This window comes from Streptomyces sp. NPDC002793 (genome assembly GCF_040295485.1).
In the GTDB taxonomy this organism is placed as follows: Bacteria; Actinomycetota; Actinomycetes; order Streptomycetales; family Streptomycetaceae; genus Streptomyces.
Genome location: NZ_JBEOVL010000002.1, coordinates 260,783 through 286,530, shown reverse-complemented (window position 1 = coordinate 286,530; position 25,748 = coordinate 260,783). Strand labels below are relative to the sequence as shown.

At 71.7% G+C, this 25,748-nt stretch carries 26 protein-coding genes; 11 read left to right on the top strand and 15 right to left on the bottom strand.

Translation table 11 applies throughout. From position 1 onward, the window contains the following. Window positions 1-1,026, bottom strand: a complete 1,026-nt coding sequence (locus tag ABT001_RS03045; protein WP_351271412.1) for an amidohydrolase family protein — start codon at window positions 1,024-1,026, stop codon at window positions 1-3. A 233-nt stretch (window positions 1,027-1,259) separates the two neighbouring features. Between ABT001_RS03045 and ABT001_RS03040 the strand changes: the two genes are divergently transcribed. Continuing rightward, on the top strand, window positions 1,260-1,928 hold the full coding sequence (locus ABT001_RS03040; protein WP_351271409.1) for a GntR family transcriptional regulator: 669 nt from the start codon (window positions 1,260-1,262) through the stop codon (window positions 1,926-1,928). A 27-nt stretch (window positions 1,929-1,955) separates the two neighbouring features. Here ABT001_RS03040 and ABT001_RS03035 read toward each other — a convergent pair whose 3' ends face one another. From ABT001_RS03035 to ABT001_RS03020, 4 genes are all read right to left on the bottom strand, one after another. Continuing rightward, a complete protein-coding gene (locus ABT001_RS03035) occupies window positions 1,956-2,450 on the bottom strand; it encodes an FBP domain-containing protein (RefSeq protein ID WP_351271406.1) in 495 nt (164 codons plus the stop codon). Between the two features lie 122 nt (window positions 2,451-2,572). After that, window positions 2,573-3,472, bottom strand: coding sequence for a diacylglycerol kinase catalytic domain-containing protein (locus ABT001_RS03030; RefSeq protein WP_351271403.1), 900 nt, complete (start codon window positions 3,470-3,472; stop codon window positions 2,573-2,575). After that, complete coding sequence (locus ABT001_RS03025; RefSeq protein ID WP_351271400.1) at window positions 3,469-4,482, bottom strand: SPFH domain-containing protein; 1,014 nt, start codon at window positions 4,480-4,482, stop codon at window positions 3,469-3,471. Before ABT001_RS03025 ends, ABT001_RS03030 begins: the two co-directional genes overlap by 4 nt. Before the next feature lie 206 nt (window positions 4,483-4,688). Then, window positions 4,689-5,336 (bottom strand): TetR/AcrR family transcriptional regulator, encoded by a 648-nt coding sequence (locus ABT001_RS03020; RefSeq protein WP_351271397.1) that lies wholly within the window; start codon window positions 5,334-5,336, stop codon window positions 4,689-4,691. A 163-nt stretch (window positions 5,337-5,499) separates the two neighbouring features. On the opposite strand from ABT001_RS03020, the gene ABT001_RS03015 reads away from it, so the two are divergent. Further along, entirely contained in the window at window positions 5,500-6,309 is an 810-nt protein-coding gene (locus tag ABT001_RS03015) for a phosphatase PAP2 family protein (protein ID WP_502967408.1), read from the top strand. Next, complete coding sequence (locus ABT001_RS03010) at window positions 6,306-7,277, top strand: DMT family protein (RefSeq protein ID WP_351271395.1); 972 nt, start codon at window positions 6,306-6,308, stop codon at window positions 7,275-7,277. The genes ABT001_RS03015 and ABT001_RS03010 overlap by 4 nt, the downstream gene beginning before the upstream one ends. Window positions 7,278-7,312: 35 nt before the next feature. On the opposite strand, the gene ABT001_RS03005 is transcribed toward ABT001_RS03010, so the two are convergent. Then, window positions 7,313-9,328, bottom strand: coding sequence for an oxidoreductase (locus tag ABT001_RS03005; protein ID WP_351271558.1), 2,016 nt, complete (start codon window positions 9,326-9,328; stop codon window positions 7,313-7,315). A 205-nt stretch (window positions 9,329-9,533) separates the two neighbouring features. Between ABT001_RS03005 and ABT001_RS03000 the strand changes: the two genes are divergently transcribed. Both ABT001_RS03000 and ABT001_RS02995 read left to right on the top strand, forming a co-directional pair. Further along, entirely contained in the window at window positions 9,534-10,073 is a 540-nt protein-coding gene (locus tag ABT001_RS03000) for a DoxX family protein (RefSeq protein WP_351271392.1), read from the top strand. A 61-nt stretch (window positions 10,074-10,134) separates the two neighbouring features. Continuing rightward, a complete protein-coding gene (locus ABT001_RS02995) occupies window positions 10,135-10,956 on the top strand; it encodes a DUF1206 domain-containing protein (protein WP_502967407.1) in 822 nt (273 codons plus the stop codon). Between the two features lie 4 nt (window positions 10,957-10,960). On the opposite strand, the gene ABT001_RS02990 is transcribed toward ABT001_RS02995, so the two are convergent. From ABT001_RS02990 to ABT001_RS02975, 4 genes are all read right to left on the bottom strand, one after another. Beyond that, window positions 10,961-12,337 carry a cryptochrome/photolyase family protein gene (locus ABT001_RS02990; RefSeq protein ID WP_351271387.1) on the bottom strand — a complete coding sequence of 459 codons (1,377 nt, stop codon included), beginning with the start codon at window positions 12,335-12,337 and terminating at the stop codon, window positions 10,961-10,963. Further along, entirely contained in the window at window positions 12,334-13,842 is a 1,509-nt protein-coding gene (locus ABT001_RS02985; protein ID WP_351271384.1) for an SDR family oxidoreductase, read from the bottom strand. The genes ABT001_RS02990 and ABT001_RS02985 overlap by 4 nt, the downstream gene beginning before the upstream one ends. A 121-nt stretch (window positions 13,843-13,963) precedes the next feature. Then, window positions 13,964-14,200 carry a twin-arginine translocase TatA/TatE family subunit gene (locus ABT001_RS02980; RefSeq protein ID WP_351271381.1) on the bottom strand — a complete coding sequence of 79 codons (237 nt, stop codon included), beginning with the start codon at window positions 14,198-14,200 and terminating at the stop codon, window positions 13,964-13,966. Window positions 14,201-14,326: 126 nt separating this feature from the next. Beyond that, window positions 14,327-15,301: a sporulation protein gene (locus ABT001_RS02975; RefSeq protein ID WP_351271378.1), complete on the bottom strand. Its 975-nt coding sequence runs from the start codon at window positions 15,299-15,301 to the stop codon at window positions 14,327-14,329. Window positions 15,302-15,393: 92 nt separating this feature from the next. Between ABT001_RS02975 and ABT001_RS02970 the strand changes: the two genes are divergently transcribed. Together ABT001_RS02970 and ABT001_RS02965 are read left to right on the top strand one after the other, a co-directional pair. Then, complete coding sequence (locus ABT001_RS02970) at window positions 15,394-15,888, top strand: MarR family winged helix-turn-helix transcriptional regulator (RefSeq protein WP_351271375.1); 495 nt, start codon at window positions 15,394-15,396, stop codon at window positions 15,886-15,888. 95 nt (window positions 15,889-15,983) lie between these two features. Beyond that, window positions 15,984-18,116 (top strand): MMPL family transporter, encoded by a 2,133-nt coding sequence (locus ABT001_RS02965; RefSeq protein ID WP_351271372.1) that lies wholly within the window; start codon window positions 15,984-15,986, stop codon window positions 18,114-18,116. Between the two features lie 70 nt (window positions 18,117-18,186). Here ABT001_RS02965 and ABT001_RS36035 read toward each other — a convergent pair whose 3' ends face one another. Both ABT001_RS36035 and ABT001_RS02955 read right to left on the bottom strand, forming a co-directional pair. Then, window positions 18,187-18,372, bottom strand: a complete 186-nt coding sequence (locus ABT001_RS36035) for a hypothetical protein (protein ID WP_502967406.1) — start codon at window positions 18,370-18,372, stop codon at window positions 18,187-18,189. A 230-nt stretch (window positions 18,373-18,602) separates the two neighbouring features. After that, window positions 18,603-18,917, bottom strand: a complete 315-nt coding sequence (locus tag ABT001_RS02955) for a hypothetical protein (RefSeq protein WP_351271366.1) — start codon at window positions 18,915-18,917, stop codon at window positions 18,603-18,605. Window positions 18,918-19,099: 182 nt separating this feature from the next. Here ABT001_RS02955 and ABT001_RS02950 point away from each other — a divergent pair, with 182 nt between their 5' ends. The 3 genes from ABT001_RS02950 (at window position 19,100) to ABT001_RS02940 (ending at window position 21,647) form a co-directional block, all read left to right on the top strand. Further along, complete coding sequence (locus tag ABT001_RS02950; RefSeq protein WP_351271363.1) at window positions 19,100-19,768, top strand: TetR family transcriptional regulator; 669 nt, start codon at window positions 19,100-19,102, stop codon at window positions 19,766-19,768. Continuing rightward, entirely contained in the window at window positions 19,765-20,541 is a 777-nt protein-coding gene (locus ABT001_RS02945; RefSeq protein WP_351271361.1) for an SDR family NAD(P)-dependent oxidoreductase, read from the top strand. Before ABT001_RS02950 ends, ABT001_RS02945 begins: the two co-directional genes overlap by 4 nt. A 65-nt stretch (window positions 20,542-20,606) precedes the next feature. After that, on the top strand, window positions 20,607-21,647 hold the full coding sequence (locus ABT001_RS02940; RefSeq protein ID WP_351271358.1) for an NAD(P)-dependent alcohol dehydrogenase: 1,041 nt from the start codon (window positions 20,607-20,609) through the stop codon (window positions 21,645-21,647). Window positions 21,648-21,706: 59 nt separating this feature from the next. On the opposite strand, the gene ABT001_RS02935 is transcribed toward ABT001_RS02940, so the two are convergent. Continuing rightward, window positions 21,707-23,191 (bottom strand): SulP family inorganic anion transporter, encoded by a 1,485-nt coding sequence (locus ABT001_RS02935; RefSeq protein ID WP_351271356.1) that lies wholly within the window; start codon window positions 23,189-23,191, stop codon window positions 21,707-21,709. A 246-nt stretch (window positions 23,192-23,437) separates the two neighbouring features. On the opposite strand from ABT001_RS02935, the gene ABT001_RS02930 reads away from it, so the two are divergent. Continuing rightward, window positions 23,438-23,614 carry a hypothetical protein gene (locus tag ABT001_RS02930; RefSeq protein ID WP_351271353.1) on the top strand — a complete coding sequence of 59 codons (177 nt, stop codon included), beginning with the start codon at window positions 23,438-23,440 and terminating at the stop codon, window positions 23,612-23,614. A gap of 538 nt (window positions 23,615-24,152) precedes the next feature. On the opposite strand, the gene ABT001_RS02925 is transcribed toward ABT001_RS02930, so the two are convergent. Continuing rightward, complete coding sequence (locus tag ABT001_RS02925; protein WP_351271350.1) at window positions 24,153-24,998, bottom strand: ATP-binding cassette domain-containing protein; 846 nt, start codon at window positions 24,996-24,998, stop codon at window positions 24,153-24,155. Further along, window positions 24,995-25,744: a cobalt ECF transporter T component CbiQ gene (cbiQ, locus tag ABT001_RS02920; RefSeq protein ID WP_351271347.1), complete on the bottom strand. Its 750-nt coding sequence runs from the start codon at window positions 25,742-25,744 to the stop codon at window positions 24,995-24,997. The genes ABT001_RS02925 and cbiQ overlap by 4 nt, the downstream gene beginning before the upstream one ends. Window positions 25,745-25,748 lie beyond the last annotated feature (4 nt).

Here is a 25,748-nt window from a genome sequence, read left to right as displayed (position 1 = left end):
TCAGCGGCCCTGACGCTTCAGCAGGGCGTCCAGGCGTGGGTACACGGAGCGCGCGTTGTGCTCCCGGATGTCGGCCCATCCTTCCGGGGACAGCCCGGCGGCCTCGGCGTAACGGCGCGTGTCGTCGAAGTGATGGCCGGTCCGGGGGTCGATGTCACGGACGGCGCCGATCATCTCCGAGGCGAAGAGGATGTTGCGGGTGGGGACGACGTCGAACAGCAGGTCGGAGCCGGGCTGGTGGTAGACACAGGTGTCGAAGAAGACGTTGCCCAGGACGTGCTCCTCCAGCGGCGGCTTCCCGAGCGCCATCGCCAGTCCGCGGAACCTGCCCCAGTGGTAGGGGACCGCGCCGCCGCCGTGGGGGATGACCAGCCGGAGGGTGGGGAAGTCCCTGAACAGGTCGCCCTGTACGAGCTGCATGAACGCGGTGGTGTCGGCGTTGAGGTAGTGCGCCCCCGTCGTGTGGAACGCGGGGTTCACGCTGGTGCTGACGTGGATCATCGCCGGTACGTCGTACTCGGCCATCTTCTCGTACAGCGGGTACCACGAGCGGTCGGTGAGGGGTGGAGCGGTCCAGTGCCCCCCGGACGGGTCCGGATTGAGGTTCAGCGCGACGGCGCCGTACTCCTCCACACACCTGGTGAGTTCCGGTATGCAGGTGGCGGGATCGACGCCGGGTGACTGCGGAAGCATGGCGGCGGGGACGAAACGCTCCGGAAAGAGCCGGCTGACACGGAAGCACAGCTCGTTGCAGAGTGCCGCCCACTCGGCGGAGGTGCGGAAATCGCCCACGTGGTGGGCCATGAAGGACGCCCTGGGTGAGAAGACCGTCATGTCGATGCCGCGCTCGTCCATCAGCCGCAGCTGGTTCGACTCGACGCTTTCGCGCAGCTCGTCGTCGCTGATCGTCGGATCCGCCGGCCGCGGGGAGGCGGACGGGTCCGTGAGCCCGGCGATCTGCCGGTTCCGCCAGGCCTCCAGGGCGGGTGGGGCCGTCGTGTAGTGGCCGTGGCAGTCGATGATCATCGCGGTTCCTCTGTGAAGTGCCTGCGGGTGGCGTCGGCGCGCGATACCCGCGTGAACGAGCCGGAAGGCTGCTCGCCGATCCGTCTCGTCCGGTCGGCTGTTCACGCCACCGTAACCGTCGATGAAATTGTTGACAATATGCCTGACGAGAAAGTTTCGGGCATTATCACTGGTGTCGCCGCGTGGATTCACACGGCGGAGGAATGTCCCCACGATGTACGGAAGGCGGAGGGGTGACGTCGAATCAGGTCACCGGTCGGACGGGCCGGAGCGCGGTCTCCAGTGGTATCCGGGAGGCGCTCGCGGCGGGCGACATGGTGCCGGGGCAGCGCCTGGTCGAGCAGGAGCTGTCCGAGGTCTTCCGGGCCACGCGGAGCTCGGTGCGCGAGGCGCTGCAGGATCTGGCCGCCGAGGGGCTGGTGGAGCTGATTCCCCGGCGCGGAGCACGGGTTCGGGTGATCTCCGTCGAGGAGGCGATCCAGATCACCGAGTGCCGGGCCCTGCTGGAGGGCCTGTGCGCCAGGCGGGCGGCGGAGTACGCCACGGACGAGGTGCGCCAGGACCTGCGGGACATCGGGGCGGCCATGAGCCGGGCCGTCGCGGACGGCGACCCGGACGCCTACTCGGTGCTGAACCGCAGACTGCACGAGTGCCTCGGCGAGGTCAGCGACCAGAAGGTGGCACAGGCCCTGCTCGAGCGGATGAACGGCCAGATGGTGCGCTACCAGTTCCGTCTGGCGCTGCGCCCGGGCCGTCCGGCGCAGTCGCTTCCGCAGCACCTGGCGATCATCGAGGCGGTGGTCGCGGGTGACCCCGATGCCGCGGAGGCCGCCGCGCGGGCGCACGTCGAAAGTGTCATCGCGGCGCTGAGGGACACGCCCGTGCCGGTCCGCCTCGGCTGACGGGGGCGGGCGGCGAGCCCCGCCCGGTCAGGCGGCGAGCAGATCCAGGAACGCGGAGAGCTTGCCCCTGGTCCGCTCGATCTGCTGCTCGACGGTCAACGACTCCTCGAAGCGCCCGCCGGGCGCGGGGTCCTTCTTGCCGCGTACGTACAGGGAGCAGGCCAGATCGGTGCACAGGTAGATGCCCACCGAATTGCCGTCCCTGCCGGCCTGTCCCCGCTTCCGGGCGGTCATCAGCGAGACCCCGCTGCCCGGGTGTGTGGTCAGGCAGACCGAGCACATGCTGCGGTGCAGGAAGCCGCGCTGGTGGGACGGGAAGCGGAGCGTGACGCCGATGAGTTCGCCGTGCAGTTCGGTGACGATGTAGCTCCGGTCCGGTGCCGAGAGATCACGCCAGCCCAGGAAGTCCAGATCGTCCCAGCGGCGCTCCTCCAGGTCGCGGGGCATGGGCAGACGCTTCGCCTCCCCCTTGGAACAGTTGACGAACGACGCGCGGATGTCCTGCTCACTCACGGCTCTCATGGAGTCGACGCTAACTCTGCCTATGAGGCCTAGGCAAATGTTTAATTGCTCTAGGCCCCACCCTGGGTGCAGGCGTTCCGGGGCGGGATGTACGAAGGGGTGATGGCGGTCCTCGCGCGGGGTCACGCCACCAGGTTCAAGGTGGTGTCCGAGACCCCGAGCCGGATCGACTGCCCCCACGTCAGCTCCAGCGCGTCGGACTCCATCCCGTCGCCGAACACCACCATCCGGTCCGACTCGACGGTGAGTCTGAGACCGTCCCGGCGTCCCAGCTCTCCGGCGACCATCGACGTTCCGGTGGCCGGGGACGGCCAGGCCTCGCGCACGAACCAGACCAGCCGGGGATCGGAGGGAGCCGGCAGCGGCAGCGTGCTGCCGCGCTCGGTCCACAGGGAGCGCAGCCAGCCGGTGGAGCCCGTCCCGGTGCCGACCAGGACCCCCGACGAGGCCTGGGACTCGGCGGCGGCCGGGGACCCGTCCGGGCCGATGCGGTAGCGGGCGGTCTGATGGCCGGGCGACCCGAGGTAGATCTCGTTGAGGGCGAGCAGCCGCTGTGTGTCGTCCGCGACGGCCTCGGTCATGGTGAGGGCGTCCAGCGGCCCGCCGGGCGACACGGCGGCCCGGCACAGCGCCGCCGTGTCACGGGCCCGGTGGCGTACGAGCACCCCCGGGTTGCGGCCCGGGTCGGTGTCGATGCCCACCACCAGCTGGCCGGACAGGTACTTCGCGGCGTTGGCGACCAGCCCGTCCTGACCGACCACCACGACCACGTCCTCGGGTCCGAACAGGAAACGGTCGAGGTCCGCCCGCTCCACCCGGGACCGCCGCCACCGCAACGGCACGGCGGCCGCCACCTCGGTGAGTGCCCGCTCGTTGCGCCGGTGGCGCTCGGCCACCTCCTCGATGGACCGGCCGCGGCCGGCGAGCACGAACGCCGCCTGCCCGTGCGTGCCGTGCCGCGCCAGGAGTTCCTCGTACTCGGTCGTGCGGTGCACCAGCACCGCGCGCGGGGCCAGGCTCACGCCCGGGCCTCAGGTTCCGGCCTGGCGAGCCGGCCGAGCAGCCCCGTCAGGACGTCGGGGGACAGGGTGAGGCTGTCGATGCGCGGCAGGTTCTCGGCCAGTCGCGTCGCGGCCAGGGCGTGCAGCGTGCCGGGATCGGCGTCCGCGTGCGCCCGCAGCCAGGCAGCCTGTGCCTCGGCGCGCGCCGCGCCGACGTCTCGGGCGGCCTCCGCCTCCGCGCGGGCCAGCCGCACGGTGCGGGCGGCCTCGGCGGCCGTACGCACTTCGTCGGCCGCGGACTTCTCCTCGGCCTCCCTGCGGGCGTTGGTACCGTGCTGGTCGACCAGCTGCTCCTCGCGGCGGGCCAGCTCGATCTTGCTGGCGAGCTCGTTCTCGGCGATGGTGCGCTCACGCTCGACCGCGACCGCCCGGCGCTCGTACACCGAGCGGTCGGCCTCCTGCTGGATCTGTTCCCGGGCCGGGGTGCGGAGGGCCCGCTCGACCTCCGCCTCGGGGCGGATGGCGACTACGCGTACGGCGACCACGTCGATACCGGTGTCGGGCAGCCGGGGTTCGGCCGCGAGCCCGGAGGCGACCCGTTCCCGCACGGTGGCGACCCCGTCCACCAGCGCGGCGGCGAGCGGAGTGCGGGCCAGGACGTCCAGGGTGTGCTGCTGCGCGGTCTCGGTGAGCAGGGTGGCGATCTGCTCCAGCGGTGCGCCGCGCCAGACCCCGGTGTCAGGGTCCACCGAGAAGTCGAGCCGCGCGGCGGCCCCGGCCGGGTCGCTGATCCGGTAGGTGACCGTGGCCTGCACGGTGACGTCCTGGAAGTCCGCGGTACGGGCGTGGAACGCCATGGCCAGCTCCCGGTCGTCGACCGGGACCTCCGAGAGCGCCGCCGAGAGCGAGCGGTACCAGAAGCTCAGTCCGGTGCCGTCGTGGGCGAGCCTGCCGCGCTTGTGGTGGCGGATGTGGGTGGTGGGCGCGGAGCGCAGGTGGCGCCAGCCGAAGCGCCGGGTGATGTCGGCCATGTCGGGACCCCCTCTTTCTCGTCATGGAGACGATAATGCGTCCCGATGTATATCGTCAAGGGGACGAGAAGGGGTGGTGTGGGACGAAAAGGGGTCGGCCGGTGGTCTCCGAGGAGACCACCGGCCGACCCGGTGTGCGCCGACCCCGTCCCCACGGTGCGGCGCGCGGGTGGGCCGTCGTCATCCGCTCGGGCGACGGCCCACGTTCATCGGGTCCCGCCGCCCCGGGTGGCGGGTGGGGGGGAGGGGAGTCCGAGTGCGGGGAGCACGGCGCACTCGATGAAGCGGGTGAGGAAGGTGTCGTCGGCGTACCGCGAGTCCAGGAGGGGCCGGGCGCGCATGATGCCGAGCACCTGCGCGGCCACATAGTCCGCCGCGGGGTTGGAGGCCGCGATCTCACCGCGCCGGACGGCCCGCTCGACCATCGCGTCGATCGCGCCGATGGCCGGTGTGATCAGGGTGGAGCGCAGTGCGCAGTGCAGGTCCGGATTCTGCAGTGCGGCATGGCTGAGCGCGTGCATCAGTGCGGTGTCCTGCCCGGACGCGGCCTCCACCACCTGCGCCACCTCGTGCAGATCGCCGCTCAGGCTGCCGGTGTCGATGTCCGAGAACAGGGTCCTGCGGGTGCCGTGCAGTGCGGCGACGACCAGTTCGGGTTTGGAGCCCCACTGGCGGTACAGGGTCGACTTCCCGCACCGGGTGCGGGAAGCGACGCCCTCCATGGTCAGTGCGTCGTAACCGCTCTCCCGCAGCAGATCCAGCACGGCGGCGTAGAGCTCCTGGGCCCGCTCCGGTGTGATTTTCGACCGGCGTGACGCGAGTGCTGGCTCCTGTGCTGAACCGGGCGACGGCATCTGCTTCCCTCTCTGCGACTCTGCGGCGGGACCCTCGGTACGCAGTGTACCGATACGCCAGTGTACCGATACGTCTACGTATCGGTACACTGGCGTATCGATGAGGCATGGACAGGCCATGCCCACGTCGTCACAGCGCATCGTCAGCAAAGGGGCACGGGTGATGTACACCCGCAGTGAGCCTGCGGAGCGGGAGCCGGACACCTCAGCCCGACCGCCCCTCGTCCGTGAACTGCTACTGGTAGCCGGACTCTTCCTCGTCTACAAACTCGGCCGGCAGGCCGCGAACGGCCATGTCGAGGAGGCCTTCCACAACGCCGGACACGTCTGGAGCGTCGAGCGAGCCCTCGGCCTCCCCGGCGAGGGAGCCGTGCAGAGCGTTCTGCTGCACAGCACCACGCTCGTCCACACGGCGAACACCTACTACGCGGCCGTACACTTCCCGGCCACCCTGGCCTTCCTGGTCTGGCTGTACTGGCGCCGCCCACGCCACTACGTCTGGTCACGCCGCGTCCTGGCCGCGCTCACCGGCGCGGCGCTCGCCCTGCACCTGCTCTTCCCGCTCGCCCCGCCGCGGATGCTGCGCGCCGCCGGCCTCGTCGACACCGGGCAGGTCTACGGACCCACGGTCTACGGGGACGCCCCCGCGACCGACTCCATGGCGAACCAGTTCGCGGCCATGCCCTCCCTGCACTTCGGCTGGGCCCTGGCGGTCGCCGTCGGGCTGATCGTCGCCACGCGCTCCCGCCTGCGCCTGCTGTGGCTGCTGCACCCGCTGTTCACGCTGCTCGTCATCGTGGGCACCGCCAACCACTACTGGCTCGACGCGATCGTGGTCACCGCCCTGCTCGCCGTCGCCTACGCCGCGCTCCGGCTGCCGCGCACACCGGTCCGTACGCATCCGGCCTGGCCCGTGGTCGTCCCGCAGCGCTACGCGTCGCCCGCGTACGCGCGGTCCGGGGTGCGACGATGAACGCCACGCTCATAGCCGTCGCGCTCTCCCTCGTCTCCGCCGGCGCCTACGCGGCCGCCGCGGTGGCGCAGGCCCGGCTCGCCGGCCGGACCGACCCCTCCGCCGGAGCGCTCAGCCTGCTGGGCAGAGGAGCCTGGTGGTCGGCGGTCGGGCTGAACGCGGGCGGGGCGCTGCTGCACGTCGCCGCACTGAAGTACGGACCGCTCACCCTGGTCCAGCCGCTCGGCGCGCTCACCCTCGTCGCCGCCGTCCCGCTGGGAGCCCGCTCCGCCGGTCGCCGGGTCAGCCGTACGGAATGGCGCGGCACGCTGTTCACCCTCGTCGGCCTCGCCGCTCTGCTCCTCGCCGCGGGCGGTGCCGCGCCCCACGACACGCTGAGCCTCCCTCAGGCACTGGGCGTCGGGGGAGTCACCATGGCACTCGTCGCCGCTCTCAGCCGCCCGGGCGCCCGCCCCGGCCTCCGGCACGCCGCGGCGTCGGGCATCACGTCCGGGGTGGCGTCCGCGCTCACCCAGACCCTGACCGTCGCCGCGACCGACCACTCGGGCCCGTTGCTGAGCCCGCGGCTGATCGTCGTGGCCGTGCTCGTCTCGTTCTTCGCGTTGGGCGGCCTGATGCTCTCCCAGACCGCCTACCGGGGCGGCCTCGGCGCGCCGCTCGCCGTGGTCACCCTCGCCAACCCCGTCGCCGCCGCCGCGATCGGCCTCGTGCTGCTCGGCGAACGCATCCAGGGCGGCCTGCTGGGCCTGGTCCCCGCGCTCATCGGCGCCGGGGCCGCCGTGCGGGGGGTCATCCTGCTCAGCCGGGCACAGACGCGGAGCGCGTCCGGGGCCGTGCCCGCGCCCGCCGGCCCCGGGCGCCCTTCGAGGGTCGTCATCACCGGCCCTTCCGTCACCGGCCCCCGTGCCACCGAACCGCTGACGCCGCGCCCGCAACCGGTCGGCACCTCGGGCGGCGGCCCGGGCTAGGAGGGCCGCAGGCCGGGGGCGGCGGGGCCGAGCGCTCACAGCTCCGAGGCGAGCTCCGTGCCCTGGCGGATGGCGCGCTTGGCGTCCAGCTCCGCGGCCACGTCGGCGCCGCCGATGAGGTGCACCGGACGCCCCGCGGCCCGCAGCTCCTCGTACAGCTCACGGCGCGGTTCCTGGCCCGCGCACAGCACCACGGTGTCGACCGGCAACAGGTGCTGCTCACCGTCCACGGTGAGGTGCAGGCCCTCGTCGTCGATCAGGTCGTAGGAGGCCCCCGCGATCATCGTCACGCCGCGGTGACGCAGTTCGGTGCGGTGGATCCATCCGGTCGTCCTCCCGAGTCCGGCGCCCACCTTGCTCGCCCTGCGCTGGATCAGATGCACGGCGCGTGGCGGCTTCGGACGCTCCGGGGCCCGCAGCCCGCCCCGGTCCGCGTAGGCCGTGTCCACGCCCCACTGCCGGAAGAACACCTCCGGGTCCAGGCTCGCCGCGTCGCCCCCGTCGGTCAGGAACTCGGCGACGTCGAAGCCGATCCCACCCGCCCCGACGACCGCCACCCGGTCGCCGACCGTCGCGCCGTCGCGCAGGACGTCCAGATAGCTGACCACGCTGGGGTGCCCGACGCCGGGGATCGCGGGGGTACGCGGCTCGACACCGGTGGCGAGGACGATCTCGTCGAAGCCGTCCAGTGCGGCGGAGGTGGCACGCGTACCCAGCCGGAGCTCGACCCCCTCCTCCGCGAGCCGGGTACGGAAGTAGCGCAGCGTCTCGTCGAACTCCTCCTTGCCGGGGACCCGGCGCGCGACGTTCAGCTGACCGCCGATCTCGTCGGCCGCGTCGAACAGCGTCACCGCGTGCCCGCGCTCCGAGGCGGTGACCGCGCACGCCAGCCCCGCGGGCCCGGCGCCGACCACGGCGACGCGCTTGCGCACACGGGTCGGCGCGAGCACCAGCTCGGTCTCGTGGCAGGCACGCGGATTCACCAGGCACGAGGTGATCTGCCGGCTGAACACGTGGTCCAGGCAGGCCTGGTTGCAGCCGATGCAGGTGTTGATCGCGTCGGCGCGGCCCTCGGCGGCCTTGGCCACGAAGTCCGGGTCGGCGAGGAAGGGCCTCGCCATCGACACCATGTCGGCACGGCCCGAGGCGAGGATCTCCTCGGCCAGCTCGGGGGTGTTGATGCGGTTGCTGGTCACCAGAGGCACGGAGACCGCGCCCCGCACCTTCTCCGTGACCCAGGTGAACGCGCCGCGCGGCACGGAGGTCGCGATGGTCGGGATGCGGGCCTCGTGCCAGCCGATGCCCGTGTTGATGATGGTCGCGCCGGCCGCCTCCACCTCGCGTGCGAGACGGATGACCTCCTCCAGCGTGGAACCGCCGGGCACCAGGTCCAGCATGGACAGCCGGTAGATCAGGATGAAGTCGGGGCCGACCCGCTCGCGGACCCGGCGCACGATCTCGACGGGGAAGCGGATGCGGTTCTCGTACGAGCCGCCCCAGCGGTCCTCGCGGTGATTGGTCGCGGCGACGATGAACTCGTTGATCAGATAGCCCTCGGAGCCCATGATCTCGACACCGTCGTAGCCCGCGTGCCGCGCCAGCTCGGCGGCCCGGACGAAGTCCTCGATAGTCTCCTCGACCTCGTCGTCGTCGAGCGCGTGCGGGGTGAACCCGCTGATGGGGGCCTTGAGCGCGCTCGGTGCCACCAGGTCCGGATGATGGGCGTAACGCCCGAAGTGCAGGATCTGCATCGCTATCCGGCCGCCTTCGGCGTGCACGGCCGCCGTGACCTCGGAATGCTGCTCCGCCTCCGCCTCGGTGGTCATCATGGCGCCGCCCGGGAAGGAACACGCACGCTCGCTCGGCGCGATCCCCCCGGTGACCATGAGGCCCACCCCACCGCGTGCGCGCGCCGCGTAGAAGGCGGCCATCCGCTCGAAACCGCGCTCGGCCTCCTCCAGACCGATGTGCATCGAGCCCATCAGCACCCGGTTCGGGAGGGTGGTGAATCCGAGGTCGAGCGGGCTCAGCAGGGTGGGGTACGGACTCATCCGGGGCTCCTCGCAGGTGTCGTCGAGCCAGTTGTAGACCACCCGAGCGGAGTTATGCAACTAGTTGCACAATGGCGTACGTCGCAGTCCAGGCACGGGCGGCCCACGAATGGCGTAACACCATCGAACCCCGCCGCACGGCCAGGACGACAGTGGATCCGTACGGCTCACCGCCGCTGCTCCTCCTCGTCGACAGGAGACACCCATGACCTGCATCAACCGACGTGACCTCGGACTCCTCGTCCTCAGGGTCGGTACGGGAGCCGTCCTGGCGGCTCACGGCAGCCAGAAGCTGGGCGGATGCCTCGGCGGCGGGGGGATCGAGGGGACCACCGCGGCCATGGAGGCCATGGGTTTCCACCCGCCGAAGCACAGCGCCATGGCCGCCGGACTCGGTGAGGCGGGCGGCGGAGTCCTGCTGGCCCTCGGCCTCGCCACCCCCGCGGCGGGTGCCGCCGCGGCGGGCACGATGGCGGGTGCCGTCGCCGTGCACGCTCCCGCCGGCTTCTTCGCCACCGGCGGCGGCTACGAGTACCCGGCGTTCCTCGGCTTCGCGGCCGCCGCGATCGGGGTGACGGGCGCCGGCCGGTACTCCCTGGACCATGCCACCGGGCACGTCCTCGACCGTCCGTGGGTCGTCGCCCTGGCGTTCGCGGGCAGCGCCCTGGCAGCGGCGTCCGTCGTCGGGCGCCGTGCCAAGGGGCAGACGCCGGCCGGGAACGAACAGGACGACGAGGGAGCGTAGCCCTGGCATCGTTCGCCGTTTCAGGGGCACTCGGGAGTGCATGAATGCGAATGCACTGTCGATGAACGCACGTGGTCAGGCCAGAAGAGCCGCGCGCAGCCGTGCCATGGACGTGGGTGCCCGCGCCGGGTTCGTGGCACGGGGGGTGATCTACCTGCTGGTGGGTCTGCTCGCACTGCGCATCGCCTTCTCCGACGGTGGCGGGAAGCAGGCCGACCGGGGCGGAGCACTCTCCGAAGTGGCCGAGCAGCCCTTCGGCCACATCCTGCTGTGGGCACTCGGTGCCGCGCTGGCCGGCATGGCCCTGTGGCGCCTGTCCGAGGCGTTCTTCGGCCAGGCGGGTCCCGACGGCGGCAAGCCGGGCAAGCGGGCCATGGCCGCGGGACGCTTCCTCTTCTACGCTTTCGTGGCGTACTCCGTGCTCTCCTACGCCGCCGGCGACGGGGGCAGCGGCAGCGGATCGAGCGACCGGCAGACCGAGGACGTCACGGCGCGCGCGCTGCAGTGGACGGGCGGTCCGTGGATCGTCGGTGTCGCGGGCGCCGCCGTCATCGGTGCGGGGCTCTGGATGGCGTACCGGGCCGCCGCACGCAAGTACCGCAAGCACCTCAAGACGGGCGAGATGACGAGGAGGACCCGTCAGGCCGTCGACATCACCGGTGTCTTCGGCGGCACCGTCCGGGGCGCGGTCTTCGTCACGGCGGGCGGATTCGCCATCGCGGCGGCGGTCCGGCACGAACCGGGCCGCGCCAAGGGCATGGACGACACCCTGCGTTCCTTCACCGAGACGCCCGCCGGTCCCTGGCTGCTCGCCTTCGTCGCGGTCGGGCTGGCAGCCTTCGGCCTCTTCTCCTGGGCCAACGCCCGCTACCGCAGGATCTGAGCTCTCAGTCCAGTCCGCGCGCCTCCTTGAAGCGGGCCAGGCCTTCCGCAAGGCCCACGACCGGCTCCGGGTAGCCGCGGCGTGAGCGTTCCGCCTCCGGCAGCTTCCACGGCTCGTGCACGGCCGGCCCGGGGATCTTTGCGAGCTCGGGCACCCAGCGGCGGACGTACGCACCGTCGGGGTCGTACCGCTTGGCCTGTGTCACCGGATTGAGCACCCGGTTGGGCCGGCTGTCCGTGCCTGTCCCGGCCACCCATTGCCAGTTGAGCTGGTTGTTGGCGATGTCCCCGTCCACGAGCAGCTCCAGGAAATGGCGCGCTCCGGTGCGCCAGTCCACGTACAGCGTCTTGGCGAGGAAACTCGCCGTCAGAAGCCGGCCCCTGTTGTGCATCCAGCCCTCGTGGAGCAGTTGCCGCATCGCCGCGTCCACCACCGGGTAACCGGTGCGGCCCTCCTTCCAGGCCGCCGTGTCGTCCGACGCCGCCCGCCCGGTGCGCCAGCCGTCCTGCCGGGGGCGGTAGTCGGCGTGGGAGGCCACCGGGCGTGCGGCCAGGACCTGGCGGTGGAAGTCCCGCCAGCACAGCTGCCGTACGAACGCTTCCGCGCCGGGGCCGCCCACGGCGCGGGACCGGTCGACCAGCTCGGTGGGGGAGAGTGTCCCGAAGTGCAGGTGCGGGGAGAGCCGTGAGGTCGCGTCGCCCGCGAGGTCGTCGTGGCGTTCCTCGTACGACGCGAGTCCCTGCCGCCGCCACGTGGTGAACAGCCTCCGTCCCTCGGCCTCCCCGCCCTCGGCGAGGCCGGGGGAGAGGCCTGTGCCCGGCCGGGAAGGCAGCGCGGCGGAAGCCGGGCCCTCCGGCACGCGTACGGCGCGCGGCGCACGGAACGGGGCGCGGACGCCCTCCTCGGACCAGCGGCGGAAGTACGGGGTGAAGACGGAGAAGTGATTCCTGCCCGCACCCGACGGCACCACCGCACCGGGCGCGACCGCCGTGACCACGGCGTCGTGCACGCGCAGTCGGCAGCCCGCGGAGACGAGGGCCTCGCGGAGGCGTTCCTCGCGGCGCTGCGCGAACGCGCTGGCGTCCGACGCCATGTGCACCGCGTCCGCACCGGTCTCGGTGACGATCCGGCCCACCTCGTCGGCGATGTCGCCCTGCCGCAGGACCAGGCGTCCGCCGCGCTCGCGGAGACCCGAGTCCAGGTCCCGGAGGCAGTCGGCCAGGAACGCGCGCCGGTTGGGCGCGCCGAATCCGGCGGCCTCGACGGCGTCGTCCAGGACGAACAGCGGGACCACCTCGTCGGCCGACGCGAGGGCCGCGTGCAGCGGCGGGTGGTCGTGCAGCCGGAGATCGGCGGTGAACAGGACGATCGCGACGCTCATGACCGCCCCCTGGCCGATTCCCTGCCGGCGGCGCGTGCGATGTTGCGGGCCATCCCGCCGAAGACCACCGCGTGGAAGGGGGACACACTCCACCAGTACGCGTGGCCGGGCAGCCCGTAGGGATGGAAGACGGCCCGCTGCCGGTAGTGGGACCGGCCGTCCACGCCCTGCTCGGCGTGCATCTCCAGCCAGGCCAGGCCGGGCAGCCGCATCTCCGCGCGGAGCCGGAGCAGTCGGCCGGGCTCGATCTCCTCGACCCGCCAGAAGTCCAGCGAGTCGCCGACCCTCAGCCGTTGGGCGTCCCGTCTGCCCCGGCGCAGCCCCACCCCGCCGATCAGCCGGTCCAGCCATCCCCTGACCGCCCACGCCAGCGGGAACGAGTACCAGCCGTTGTCACCGCCGATCCCCTCGATGACCCGCCACAGGGCATCGGGTGAGGCGTCCACGTCGAGCTCGCGGACATCGGTGTACAGACTGCCGCCCGCCCAGTCGGGGTCCGTGGGCAGCGGATCGCTCGGGATGCCGGGGGTGGAGGCGGAGGACCACCGTGTCGTCACCCGCGCCTCGCGGATCCTCTGCAGGGCGAGGGAGAGCGCGGTGGCGAAGGAGAAGGGCTGCCCCGGGCCGTCGGGGACGTGGTCGGAGATGTCGTGCTCGTGGCACACGACCTCGTAGCGCAAGGACTCCGCGAGCGGGCGGGCGATCGACGCGGGCACGGGGGTGACCAGTCCGACCCAGTGGCTGGACAGCCCCGGCGAGAGCATGGGCACCGCCAGGATCAGCCGGTGGCGGAGCTTGGCGACCTGCGCGTACTCCTGCATCATCGCGCGGTACGTCATGACGTCCGGACCGCCGATGTCGAACGCGCGGCTCACGTCGGCGGGCATGCGGGCACTGCCCACGAGGTAGCGCAGGACGTCCCGGACCGCGACCGGCTGGATCCGGGTCGACACCCAGCTGGGGGTGATCATGACCGGGAGCCGCTCGGTGAGGTAGCGCAGCATCTCGAAGGACGCCGACCCCGAGCCGATGATCATCGCGGCGCGCAGCGCGGTCGTCGGCACCCCCGAGGCGAGCAGGATGCGTCCGACCTCCGCGCGGGAGCGCAGGTGGGGGGAGAGGTCCCGTTCGGGGACATCGGCAGGGGTGAGTCCCCCGAGGTACACGATGCGCCGGATCCCCGCGGCCCGCGCCTGCTCGCCGAAGATCCGGGCCGCGTCGCGGTCGGTCTTCTCGAAACCGGATCCGGTGGTCAGCGCGTGCACCAGGTAGTACGCCACATCGATGCCCGCCATCGCCGTGCGCACGGACTCCGGGTTCGTCACATCGCCCTTGACGATCTCGGCATCGCCCGCCCACGGGTAGTCCCGGAGCTTCTCCGGCGTACGCGCCAGACAGCGAACCCGGTGGCCGGCGTCCAGCAGGGCGGGGACGAGGCGGCCCCCGATGTATCCCGTCGCGCCCGTCACGAGACACCGCAGTCCGTCGTCGTCCTTGCTGTCCATGGCCCCTCGCTCCGGCTCGTGTGTCTTCGGACACGGTGTCACCCGTGCGGAGGATTCCGCTCGCCGACGGGGCCCTGACACGCCGAAGCCCACCCCACCGGGTGGCGGGGCGGGCGGGGGATCAGCGCTGTTCGGTCCTCCCGGTGACGGTGCCCTTGATGACATGAGGGTCCGCCGTGCCGGTCGCCGGGCCCGCAGGGTCGCCCGGCGCGCTGCCGTCCGTCTTCAGGGCTCGCGCCTCGCTCTTCAGGATCCGGGCCGACTTGCCCAGGGACCGGGCGAGTTCGGGGAGCTTCCTGGCGCCGAAGACCAGGGTGGCGAGGATGATGAAGATGGCGATCTCGCTGATTCCGAACATGGCGGCTGTCTCTCCCTGACGGTGTGGGCCGCTCTCACGGCGACCGCGAAGATGCCCTGAGCACCCGGGCGGGCCAAATCTACAACACTGTAGAAGCCCGCGGCAGGGCATCTCGCCGGCCGGGCGTCAGCCCTCGTCGCCTCCCTCTTCCTCCTCGTCGCCCTCGAAGAAGTCGCCCACCTCGTCGATGACTTCGGCGGCGACCATCCCGCCCACGACGCCGACGGCGAGACCTGCCGCCCCGACGGCCACCGCGGTGCCCAGGCCGGGGCCCGAGTGGTGATGCGCGGAGCCGTCACCGTGTCCGTGGGTGTCCGGGGCGCCGTACGACGAACGGGCCTCGGCCAGCGCCCGGATCCACCCGTCGATCTCGGCGGCCAGGTCGCGGCTCCGGATCTCGTGCGCGCCGACGGTGAAGCGGCTGATGCTGTCGCCGCCGCCGTGGAGGCCGCCGCGCTTGTCCGCCTCCAGGACGACCTCCACCGCGTCCGCTCCCGCGAGGAACGTCACCTCGACCTCGTTGACCCGGTCCGCGTACCGAGGTGCGGGTGAGAGCTCGATCTCCTGGTAGAAGGGCAGTCGCTGTCCGCTGCCGCGGATGTGCCCGAGCTCCAGGTCGGCGGATCGGAAGCCGAACCCGAGCTTCCCGAACGCCTCCAGCACGGCCTCCTGGGCGGGCAGGGGGCGCACGGTGAGCCGGTCGAGGTCGCCCTTGTCCCTGGAGCCCGAGACCGAGAGCTCCGTGCGTACGCCGAGAGTGATCCCGAGGTCCTGTCCGTAGAGTTCGGTGACCGGGGTTTCCCACGGGAGGGACACGGTGAACGGAATACTGTGCTCCGAGTCCGCCGCCAGGACGAACCCGCCGCTGACGGTGAAGCGCTCGAAGGCGACAGTGCCCTCGGACTCGCCGTCGTCCTGCTCGGCCTCGACGCGTGCGACGAGCTCCAGCGTGATGTGCTCGATCGTGAAATCGGCACTGCCGCCCTTCAGATGGACCCGGCCGCCGAGGCTGCCGCCGGGAGTGACGGCACCGGGATCCAGTACCGTGTCGACGGTGGGGCCGCCGACGCCGAGTGAGCCGAGCAGTTTCTTGAACACCATCGTGGCGTCCGCTCCTTCTTCCGTACGCGGAGAACGCGTTCAGCAGAGTTCTACACAACTGTAGAAGTATAGGGGCGCCCTAGTATGGGGCGGTGAACAGTGCGGACGACCCTCGTGACGGAGCGGGCCCCGGCCCCACCGGGCTGCCGGAGCTCCAGGCGCTCGCCGTGGAGTTGCGCCGGATGAACGGCGAGATCAACCGGCTGGTTCACGCGTTCGCGCATGCGCAGGGCCTCCATGCCACCGACGTGCAGGCGCTGGGTGCGATCCTCGACGCGGACGTGCCGCTGACCCCCGGCAGGCTGCGGGAGCACCTCGGCCTGACATCCGGTGCGGTCACCGCGTGTCTGGACCGGCTGGAGCGCGCCGGTCACATCCGGCGCGCGCGTGAGAGTGCCGACCGGCGTGTCGTGCATCTGTACTACGAATCAGGGGCCAGGTCGGCCGCCCGCTCCTTCTTCATGCCTCTCGCCGAGGCGGCGGCAGGGGCGCGCTCGGCGTCCGGGCCGCAGGAGCTGGAAGCCGCACTCCGTTTCCTCGGCCGGATGAACGGCGAACTCGCCCGAATGCAGATTCCCCGGCGCTGAACGGCCCCGTCGTCGCGGAGGTGTGCTTCGGGGCATGTAATCTCAATCATTGAGATACATCATGATCGAGAGATCATGGCCGACCCGGGAGCCCCATGTCCACCGCATCGAAGCCGGTCCGCCGGCTCTTCCTCGTCCCTGTATTCCTCGTCCTCGCCTGGCTCGCCGTCGGCGGCGCGTTCGGCTCGTACGCCGGGAAACTCGGTGAAGTAGCCACCAACGACCAGGCCTCGTTCCTGCCGCAGAGCGCCGAGTCCACCCAGGTCGTCGAGGCCCAGAAGGCGTTCAGCAAGCAGCAGACCGTCCCCGCCGTCGTGGTCTGGACGTCCGAGACGGAGGGCGCGAAGCTCGACGCGGAGCAGCAGGAGGCCGCGACGGCCGCGCTCGCCTCCGTCAAGGACGGACCGGGTGTCACCGGGCAGGTGAGCCCCGCGCTGCCGTCGAAGGACCGTCAGGCGCTCGAAGGGGTCGTCCAGTTGAGGCCCGACCTCGACGACGGCCTGCCCGACGTGCTCGCCGACATCCGCACCGCGGCGGAACGGGTGCCCGGAACGGTGGTCGGACTGGCCGGCCCCGCGGCCTCACAGGCCGATCTGTCCGACGCCTTCGCCGGCATCGACGGACTGCTTCTCGGTGTCGCCCTGGTGACCGTGCTCGTCATCCTGCTCCTGGTGTACCGGAGCGTGCTGCTGCCCCTGATCATCATCATCGGCGCGGTCCTCGCTCTCGGCGTCTCCTGTGCGATCGTCTACGTTCTGGCGGACCACGACATCGTCCGGGTCGACGGACAGGTGCAGGGCATCCTGTCGATCCTGGTGATCGGGGCCGCCACCGACTACGCCCTGCTGCTCACCGCGCGGTTCCGCGAGGAACTGGGCCGGCACGCCGACCGGTGGGCGGCGATGCGAGCCGCGCTCCGTGAGTCCGCGGGGCCGATCACGGCCAGCGCGGCCACCGTCGCGCTGGGGCTCCTCGCCCTCCTGCTCAGCGATCTGACCAACAACCGCGCCCTCGGGCCCGTGGGTGCCATCGGCATCGTGTGCTCCGTCCTCAGCACGCTCACCTTCCTGCCGGCCGTGCTGGTCCTGCTGGGCAGGGCCGCGTACTGGCCGGCCAAGCCGAAGAAGGGCGGCGTCGAGCCCGCGTCCGGTTCGACGGGAATCTGGTCGCGGATCGCCGGTTTGGTCGACCGCTCCCCGCGCAAGGTGTGGGCCGTCACGCTGATCGGCCTCCTCGCGTGCGCCGCCTTCATGCCGACGCTGAACTCCAAGGGCGTACCCCTGAAGGAAATCTTCGTCAACGACGCGCCGTCGGTCAGCGCGCAGGAGACCCTGGGGCGGCACTTCCCCGGCGGATCGGGCAACCCCGCCGTCGTGATCGCCGACGCGGACCGCACCCAGCAGGTGGTCACCGCGGCCCAGGACGTGTCCGGCGTCGCGAGCGTGTCCGTGGTGACGGCCTCCGGACGTCCGGGCGGCGGCGGGGAACCGCTCGTCGTGGACGGCCGGGTCCGCATCGACGCCACGCTGTCGGACACGGCCGACAGCGACGCCGCCAAGGAGACCGTCACGCGGCTCCGCGACGCGGTCCACGAGGTGTCCGGTGCCGAAGCGCTCGTCGGCGGCTACACCGCGCAGCAGTACGACACGCAGAAGACCGCCGAACACGACCGCAACATCATCGTCCCGGTGGTGCTGGTCATCATCCTCGTGATCCTGATCGGCCTGCTCCGTTCCCTGCTGATGCCGCTGCTGCTCGTGGCGACGGTGGCGCTGAACTTCCTCGCCACGCTGGGAATCGCCTCGCTCGTCTTCGAGCACGTCCTCGGTTTCAGCGGTACCGACTCCTCCGTCCCGCTGTACGGATTCGTCTTCCTGGTCGCGCTCGGGGTCGACTACAACATCTTCCTGATGTCCCGGGTCCGCGAGGAGTCCCTGGTCCACGGCACCCGGCAGGGCGTGCTCCGCGGGCTGACCACCACGGGCGGGGTCATCACCTCGGCCGGGGTCGTGCTGGCGGCCACCTTCGCGGCCCTGGGGGTCATCCCGCTGGCCTTCCTGGTCCAGATCGCGTTCATCGTGGCGTTCGGCGTCCTGCTGGACACCCTCGTCGTGCGGTCGCTCCTGGTGCCCGCCCTCGTCCGCGACATCGGGCCCACCGCCTGGTGGCCGGGCGTCCTCAGCCGGCGCGGAAAGGACACGCCGGAGGGCGGCACCTCCCTGCCGTAACCGGGCTCATGTCACAGGCGTGGTCTGCCGCACCATCCGGTGCGGCAGACCGCGCCTGTGACGGGGGTGCTCAGGAACGGCCGGGATGCCGTCCCGGGGGAGTCCGGGCCCGCAGGGCGGTGACCTCGTCCCGCAGCTCGGCCAGTTCCCGGTACAGGGCCTGGATGGCGACGACGGCCACCCCGTTGGCATCGGTGCAGCAGATCGTTCTGTCGTTCTCGCCGACTCCGAACGCCTTCCACCAATCCTGAGCCATGGGCCCCAAGTGACGTACGTGCGGCGGGTCCCAGTGGTACCGCCAGGTGGATACCGGAAGCCGCACCACTTGTTCGAGAACGCGGTAACCGTTGACCGGCTCACTCCCGCACACGGCTCCCGACACGGCCCCCGATGTCAGACCCGCCGGCCATGTGTCCTCCTGGCGGCGCTTCCGGAGCGCCGCCGGTCTCCAGACCCGTGTGAGGAGCCCCCGCCATCGTCGGCCCCTCATCGTTCCCAGACCACCGGGGAGACTCCGGTCTTCAGCGAACGGTCGGAGAAGAGCATGCTTCCGCCACCGCCGCGGTTCTGGGGGGTGTCCACGGGCAACTGGACGAAGCCGTTGCCCAGCCCGCTGCCGTGCGTGGTCCTGCCGGCCGCCGTGACCGCGTGGTTCATGTTGATCATCGTGGTATCGAAGCCGGGGTTGCCGACAGCCAGGACGTTCGTGCTTGCCACGGCTGGAGTGTTCAGGGTGCCGGTGCAGGCAGCCGCCGTGGCCGACAGGACCAGGAGACGGCGGGTAAGGGGTTTCTCGGGCATCAGGCGTCCTTCCGGCAGGGGTGCGGGGTACGTCCGCGGTACCCCTAACGGCCCTACGTGCCGAAAGGTGCGCAGGGAGCCTCGTGACCGGCCGGCCGTTGTTCCGAAGGCGGGAGTCCGTGACCGAATGTCCCGATGAGACAAAAGTCCCATCGGGACATTTCAAGGTGTACGATGCACCTATGAGCTCGACAGGGAACGACCCGGACAGGCGAGGCCGCAAGGCGCGCAGGACCCGGGACACGCTGGCTCAGCACGCGTTCGAGCTGGTGCTCGAGCGCGGTCTGCGGAGTGTGACGGTCGAGGAGATCGCGCAGGCGGCCGACGTCGACCGGCGCACCTTCAGCCGGTACTTCCCGAGCAAGGAGGCCGCCGTCCTCGACACAGTGCGGGGCGACGGCGACAGAATCAACCGGGCGCTCCGCGAGCGTCCCGCGGCCGAGCCACCGCTCACCGCCTATCGTCTGGCCGTCCTCGACTGGCTGGACGACACGGAGGCGAAGCCCTGGCACCTGCGGCCGCGCATCTTCGACCTGCTGGTCATGGCCGAGGAGGAGCCGACCCTGTACGCGGCGTACCACCACATCCGTGTGGACGCCCAGGAGGAGTCGGTCAGGATCATCGCGGAACGGATCGGTGCCGATCCACGACGGGATCTCCGTCCCGCCGTGGCCGTCGCCGCAGGGGCCGGAGCGCTCCTCGCGGCCCAGGCGGCGTGGGTACGGGGCGGCCGACCGGCAGCCCTGCCCGAGTTCGTCGTACAAGCCTTCGACGCCCTCTCCACGAACCTGCTGGACTCCCGGCAGGGCGGGCCGGCGCCCCACAGCAACACGCAAGGAAGCACAGCATGAGCACCAACCTCCCCACCGCCTACGAGACGGAATTCGCGGGCAAGGTCGCCCTCGTCACCGGTGGCGCGTCCGGCATCGGCCTGGCCCTCTCCCGGCGGCTCGCCGCGAGCGGCGCGGCCGTCGTGGTCGCCGACTACGACGAGGAGAGCGCCCGCAAGGCCGCCGACGAGCTGACGGCCACCGGCGCCCGCGCGGCGGCGGTGGCACTCGACGTCACCGACCCCGCCTCGGTCGAGGCAGGTGTCCAGTTCGCCGTCGACACGTTCGGCGCACTGCACCTCGCCGTGAACAACGCCGGCATCGGCGGTCCCGCGCAGCCCACCGGCGAGTACGGGATCGAGGCCTGGGACAAGGTCGTCGCCACCAACCTCAGCGGCGTCTTCTACTCGATGCGCTACGAGCTCCCGGCCATTCTCGCCGCGGGCGGCGGCGCCGTCGTCAACATGGCGTCGATCCTCGGCACCAACGGCTTCGCCGGCTCCCCGGCCTACGTGGCGGCCAAGCACGGCGTCGTCGGCCTCACCAAGACCGCCGCACTCGAGTACGCCGCCCGGAACGTACGCATCAACGCGGTCGGACCCGGCTTCATCGACACCCCGCTGCTCCGCGACACCGACTCCCCGGCCCGTGAACACCTGATCTCCCTGCACCCGGCCGGCCGCCTCGGCACGTCGGAAGAGGTCGCCGAGCTCACCGCCTTCCTGCTGTCCGACCGAGCCTCCTTCATCCACGGCAGCTACCACCTGGTGGACGGCGGCTACTCCGCCTCCTGACCCCCCGGGTGGCGCATCGCCACCACCAGGGTCACAAAGGACGTACGGAGAATCGAAGGAGAGACATGAAAGCCGTCCAGTACCGCACCGTCGGCGCCGCGCCCGAGGTCGTCGAGATACCCGAGCCCGTGGCAGGGCCCGGCCAGATCCTGCTGAAGGTCACCGCCGCGGGCGTCTGCCACTCGGACATCGCCGTGATGAGCTGGCCCGCGGAGGGATTCCCCTACGAGCTGCCGCTCACCCTCGGACACGAGGGCGTCGGCACGGTCGCCGCGCTGGGTGACGGTGCCGAGGGCTTCTCGGTGGGCGACTCGGTCGCCGTCTACGGCCCCTGGGGCTGCGGCACCTGCGTGAACTGCGCGGAGGGCCGGGAGAACTACTGCCTGCGCGCAGCCGACCTCGGCATCAACCCGCCCGGACTGGGCAACCCCGGTGCCATGGCCGAGTACATGATCGTCGACGACGCCCGTCACCTGACGCCCATCGGCGACCTGGACCCGGTCAAGACGGTCTCGCTGACCGATGCCGGCCTCACGCCCTACCACGCGATCAAGCGCTCGCTGCCGAAGCTGCTGCCCGGCGCCACTGCCGTGGTCATCGGCACCGGCGGCCTCGGCCACGTCGCCATCCAGCTGCTGCGCGCCATGACCGCCGTGCGGGTCATCGCGCTCGACGTCACCGAGGAGAAGCTCGCGCTGGCCCGGACCGTCGGCGCCCACGAGACGGTGCTCTCCGACGAGAACGCGGCAGCCAAGGTCCGCGAGCTCACCGGCGGCATCGGCGCCAAGGTCGTCTTCGACTTCGTCGGGGCCGAGCCGACGGTGAAGACGGCCGGGGCGATGGCCTCCGTCGACAGCGACGTCACCATCGTCGGCATCGGCGGCGGGCTGCTGCCCGTAGGATTCGGCGTCCTGCCGTTCTCCACGTCGGTCACCGCGCCGTACTGGGGCTCGCGCAAGGAACTGGCCGAAGTCATCGAGCTCGCCCATGCCGGCGCCGTCGACGTGCATGTCGAGACGTACTCCATCGACGAGGCCCCGCTCGCCTACGAGCGGCTGCACGCCGGCAAGGTCAACGGCCGCGCCGTGATCCTGCCCAACGGCTGACCACCGCGGACGGCTCGCCGGAACGCCCGCTGAAGGCGCCCGGCGAGCCCTCCGTCTTCTCAGGGGGCAGCCTCCACCACGTCCGTCCGGGTCAGCCGCACAGGCTCGGTCCCGGACGCGCTGTGCCGCTCCGCCCAGGTCTCCAGCGCCGTGCGGCAGGCGTGGTCCAGGTGGTGCAGGCCGGACAGGTCCAGCGAGACCGGACGGTCCCTGGGCAGTGCCTCCAGGCTGTCGAGTATCTTCGGCAGCCGCAGAAACGTCGCGTTGCCGGACAGGCGGGCCCGGACTCCGTCGGGACCGCTGCCGACGACCTCCAGCTTGATGTGCGACGCGTCCCAGGCGGCCTTGGCCACCGACAGGGCCAGCCCCGTCAGCACACCCTCGAACATGTTCACCGTCACGATCGCCACGGCGGTGACGACCAGGATCAGCGCCTCACCGCGGTGCTCACGCCACAGCTCCACGAGCGGGCGCAGCGGGATCAGCTTCCATCCCGCGTGGATGAGGATGCCCGCGAGGGCCGGCAGGGGGATGAGCCCCAGCGCGGACGGCAGCAGTGCCGCGAACAGCAGCAGCCACACGCCGTGCAGCACCCGGGAGGCCCGGGTGCGAGCCCCCGCCTGTACGTTGGCGGAGCTGCGCACGATGACCGCGGTCATCGGCAGCGCGCCGAGGAATCCGCACACGGTGTTGCCCGTGCCCTGGGCCATCAGCTCCTTGTCGTAATGCGTACGCGGGCCGTCGTGCAGCCGGTCGACCGCGGCGGCGCTGAACAGGCTCTCCGCGGAGGCGATCAGGGTGAAGGCGGCGATCGTCCCGAGCAGACTGAGGCTTGCGAGCCCGCCGAACTCGGACAGGGCGGGGAGCTGGACGGCGTCGAGCAGGCCCTCTACCCGCACCGTCTCGACCGGCAGGCCGAACGCCAGGGTCGCGAGAGTGGCAAACACGACCGCGGCGAGCGCGCCGGGAACGGCCCGTACCCGCTTCGGCATCCTGTTCCACCCCACCACGAGGGCGATGGTCGCGGCGCAGACCGCGACCGAGGCGAGCGCCGTGGTGCTCGTCACGACGTCGGCGGGCAGCCCCGGGATGCCGGCCATCTTCCCCGTACCGGAGAGCGGTGCCTCGACACCGGCGGCCGCGTAGAGCTGCCCCGCGATGAGGACGAGCCCGATTCCCGCGAGCATGCCCTCGACGACCGAGATCGAGATGGCCCGGAACCAGCGGCCCAGTCGGAGTGCGCCCATGGCGAGCTGCAACAGCCCGGAGGCGAGCACGATCACCCCGAGCGCGGGGAGCCCGAAGGCCTGGACGGCCTCGAGGACGAGCACGGTGAGACCTGCGGCAGGGCCCGACACCTGGAGACTGCTGCCGCGCATCAGACCGGTGACGAGACCGCCCACGATGCCGGTGATCAGGCCCAGTTCCGCCGGGACGCCGGACGCGACGGCGACGCCCACACACAGCGGCAGGGCGACGAGGAAGACGACGAGTGACGCGGCGAAATCCTGCCGCAGGTGGGGGAAGGTACCGAGACGGTCCATGGCGGCCCTCATCCCGTGCGGAAGGGGGCCGGGCGCACGTCGCCGGGCGGAGGCGCCCAGACGGGGTCGTCGCTGATCCATGGGAACTGTCCGGTGGGGCGGTCGTCGAGGGATGACACAGCAGTGGTACCTCCTGGCGCGCCTGAGGCCGGCGCGTCGCCATGCGTACGAGCGGTGGGGGGCGCGGGTGGGCGGCTCGGCACGGCCCCGGGCCGATGGGGTCCCGCAGGACCGCGGCAGGGGCAGGTGTCCGAGCGCCTCGGGTCAGCTCAGCAGCGGAACACCTGGAGCACGGGGGAGGAGTGGGCGTTCGACGCCCTGGAGGCGTGGTGCGCGTGGCCCGTCGCGACGACGGCCGCCGGAGCGAGTATGCCGACGACGTCACTCGCCATCACGGACCGCGACGGCGGTTCGGGAGCGTGAACGGTCGCGGAGCGATGCCGGTCACGAGGGCGCAGGAGGCCGTTCGACTCGCTTCCGCGTTCGGATGTCCCACAGGTGCCGTACCCGCCGTGTGCCGACGTGGCATTCCCCTCCGGAGAGTGTTCCGACTGAATGGCCCGGGCGTACGCGTGCGCGTCAGCCGACGGCGTGCCGGAGTGCGGGGCCAGGAGGAAGCCCATCAGGAACGCGAGCACGCACCGGACCGCCGTCGTTCGCACGCGTCACCTCCCGCTCGACTTCGCCGCTCCTCTTTCGGGACGCTAACAGGCCGGAGGACTTGTGGAGTTCGCCCTTCGCGAAGAGTCCGAAAGTCGATGCCCGTCGAGTCGAACAGTACGAGGAAGCCCTGTGGCCTGGGGATGTGCCTCATTATGGGTTCTCGGCATTCGAGATTCGTGACGCCTGTACGGCTCATGCATGTGCGAGCGGAATGGCGTCGGCCATATTCGTACATCGGTTCGGCATAAGCGGGTGTATCGAACTGCCGGAATACCGGTCGGTGTTTTATGCCGGAGCGTCAGATACCCGTCGGAGAGGAGTGGTCCGCCGAAAGTTGTTCCGCGGTGCGGGGGCCGGGCGCCGCGGGGTCCAGGAGACCGTGCGCCCGCAGAATCCGGGCGGCGGCTATGCCCCACGGCAGCCGCAGCCCCGCCTCCCGCAGAAGATCCGTGCGGGCCAGCATCGACGGCGCGGGGCCGGCGCGCACGCCGGAGGGGGTCAGGAGCGCGGCGTCGTCGGCCCAGCGCAGGGCGAGGTCGACGTCATGGGTGGCCATCATGACGGTGGTGCCGCCCTCACGCAGGGAACCGAGCGTGGCGAGCAGCCGTTCCTGGCCGTCCGGATCGAGCCCGGCGGTCGGCTCGTCGAGGATCAGCACGCGGGGCCGCATCGCGACCGCGCCCGCGATGGCCGTCCGCTTGCGCTGGCCGTAGGAGAGGAGGTGGGTGGGCCGGTCCGCCAGGGCCGTGATGTCGAGGGCGGTCAGCGCCTCGTCCACCCGTCCCCGCACCTCGGTGTCGGACAGTCCGAGGTTCAGCGGCCCGAACGACACGTCCTGGGAGACGGACGCGGCGAACAACTGGTCGTCCGGGTCCTGCACCACCAGCTGGACGGTGGTACGCAGCCGGGTCAGCCCCTTGCGGTCGTACGTGACCGGGCGCCCATCGACCGTCAACTGCCCGTCACGCGGGCGCAGTCCGCCGCTGAGGAGCCGCATCAGGGTGGTCTTCCCGCTGCCGTTCCGGCCGAGCAGGGCGAGCGCACGTCCCTCGTGCGCCTCGAAGTCGAGGCCGCTGAGCACGGCGGGGCCGTCCTCGTACGCGAAGGACGCGCCCCGCAGGGCGAGCAGCGCGGATCCGGTCATGACAGGGGCCTTTCCAGGGCGAGGGTCAGGACGGTGAGGGCGGCGAGCAGGGTGACGCTCGCGGCCACGAACCGGACGGATACGCGGACCTCGGGCACCAGGACGCGCAGGGTGCCGTCGTAGCCGCGCCCGGCAAGCCCCGCCTGGAGCCGGGCGGCGCGGTCGAAGGCCCTGACGAACGCGGTGGCCCCGAGTCCCGCCAGGGACCGCCAGGCCGCCGCCCGGGTGGTGTGTCCGAGCCGGGCCGCCTGGGCCTCCCTGATGCGGTGTACCGAGTCGAGGAGCAGGAAGCTCATGCGGTACGTCACCAGCGCGACATCCACCACCGGCGCGGGCACCCCCGCCCCTACCAGGCGGGGCAGCAGGTCGGACATCGGGGTGGTGAAGGCGAACAGCAGCACCCCGAGCGAGGCGGCCGAGGTGCGCAGCAGCAGCTCCCCGGCGCGGACCGGCCCTCCGCCGGCCAGGCCGACGGGTCCGTCCGGCCCGCCGACCTGCACGAGGAGCGTGGCGGCCCCGGTGACACAGAAACCCAGAGGCACCCGGTACGCCCGCCACAGATGACGGGCGGTCACCCCTGCGGGCCCCAGCAGCAACGCGAGGGAGACGGCGAGGACCAGGACCGCGCCAGGCCAGGGCGGCAGCGAGATCGCCAGGAGCGTGAGCCCCAGGCCGAGCACGGCTTTGTCCACGGGATGGCGGCGGCGCCAGCGGCTGCTGTGCGCCGCCGCGTCGATCGGCAGCACGGGT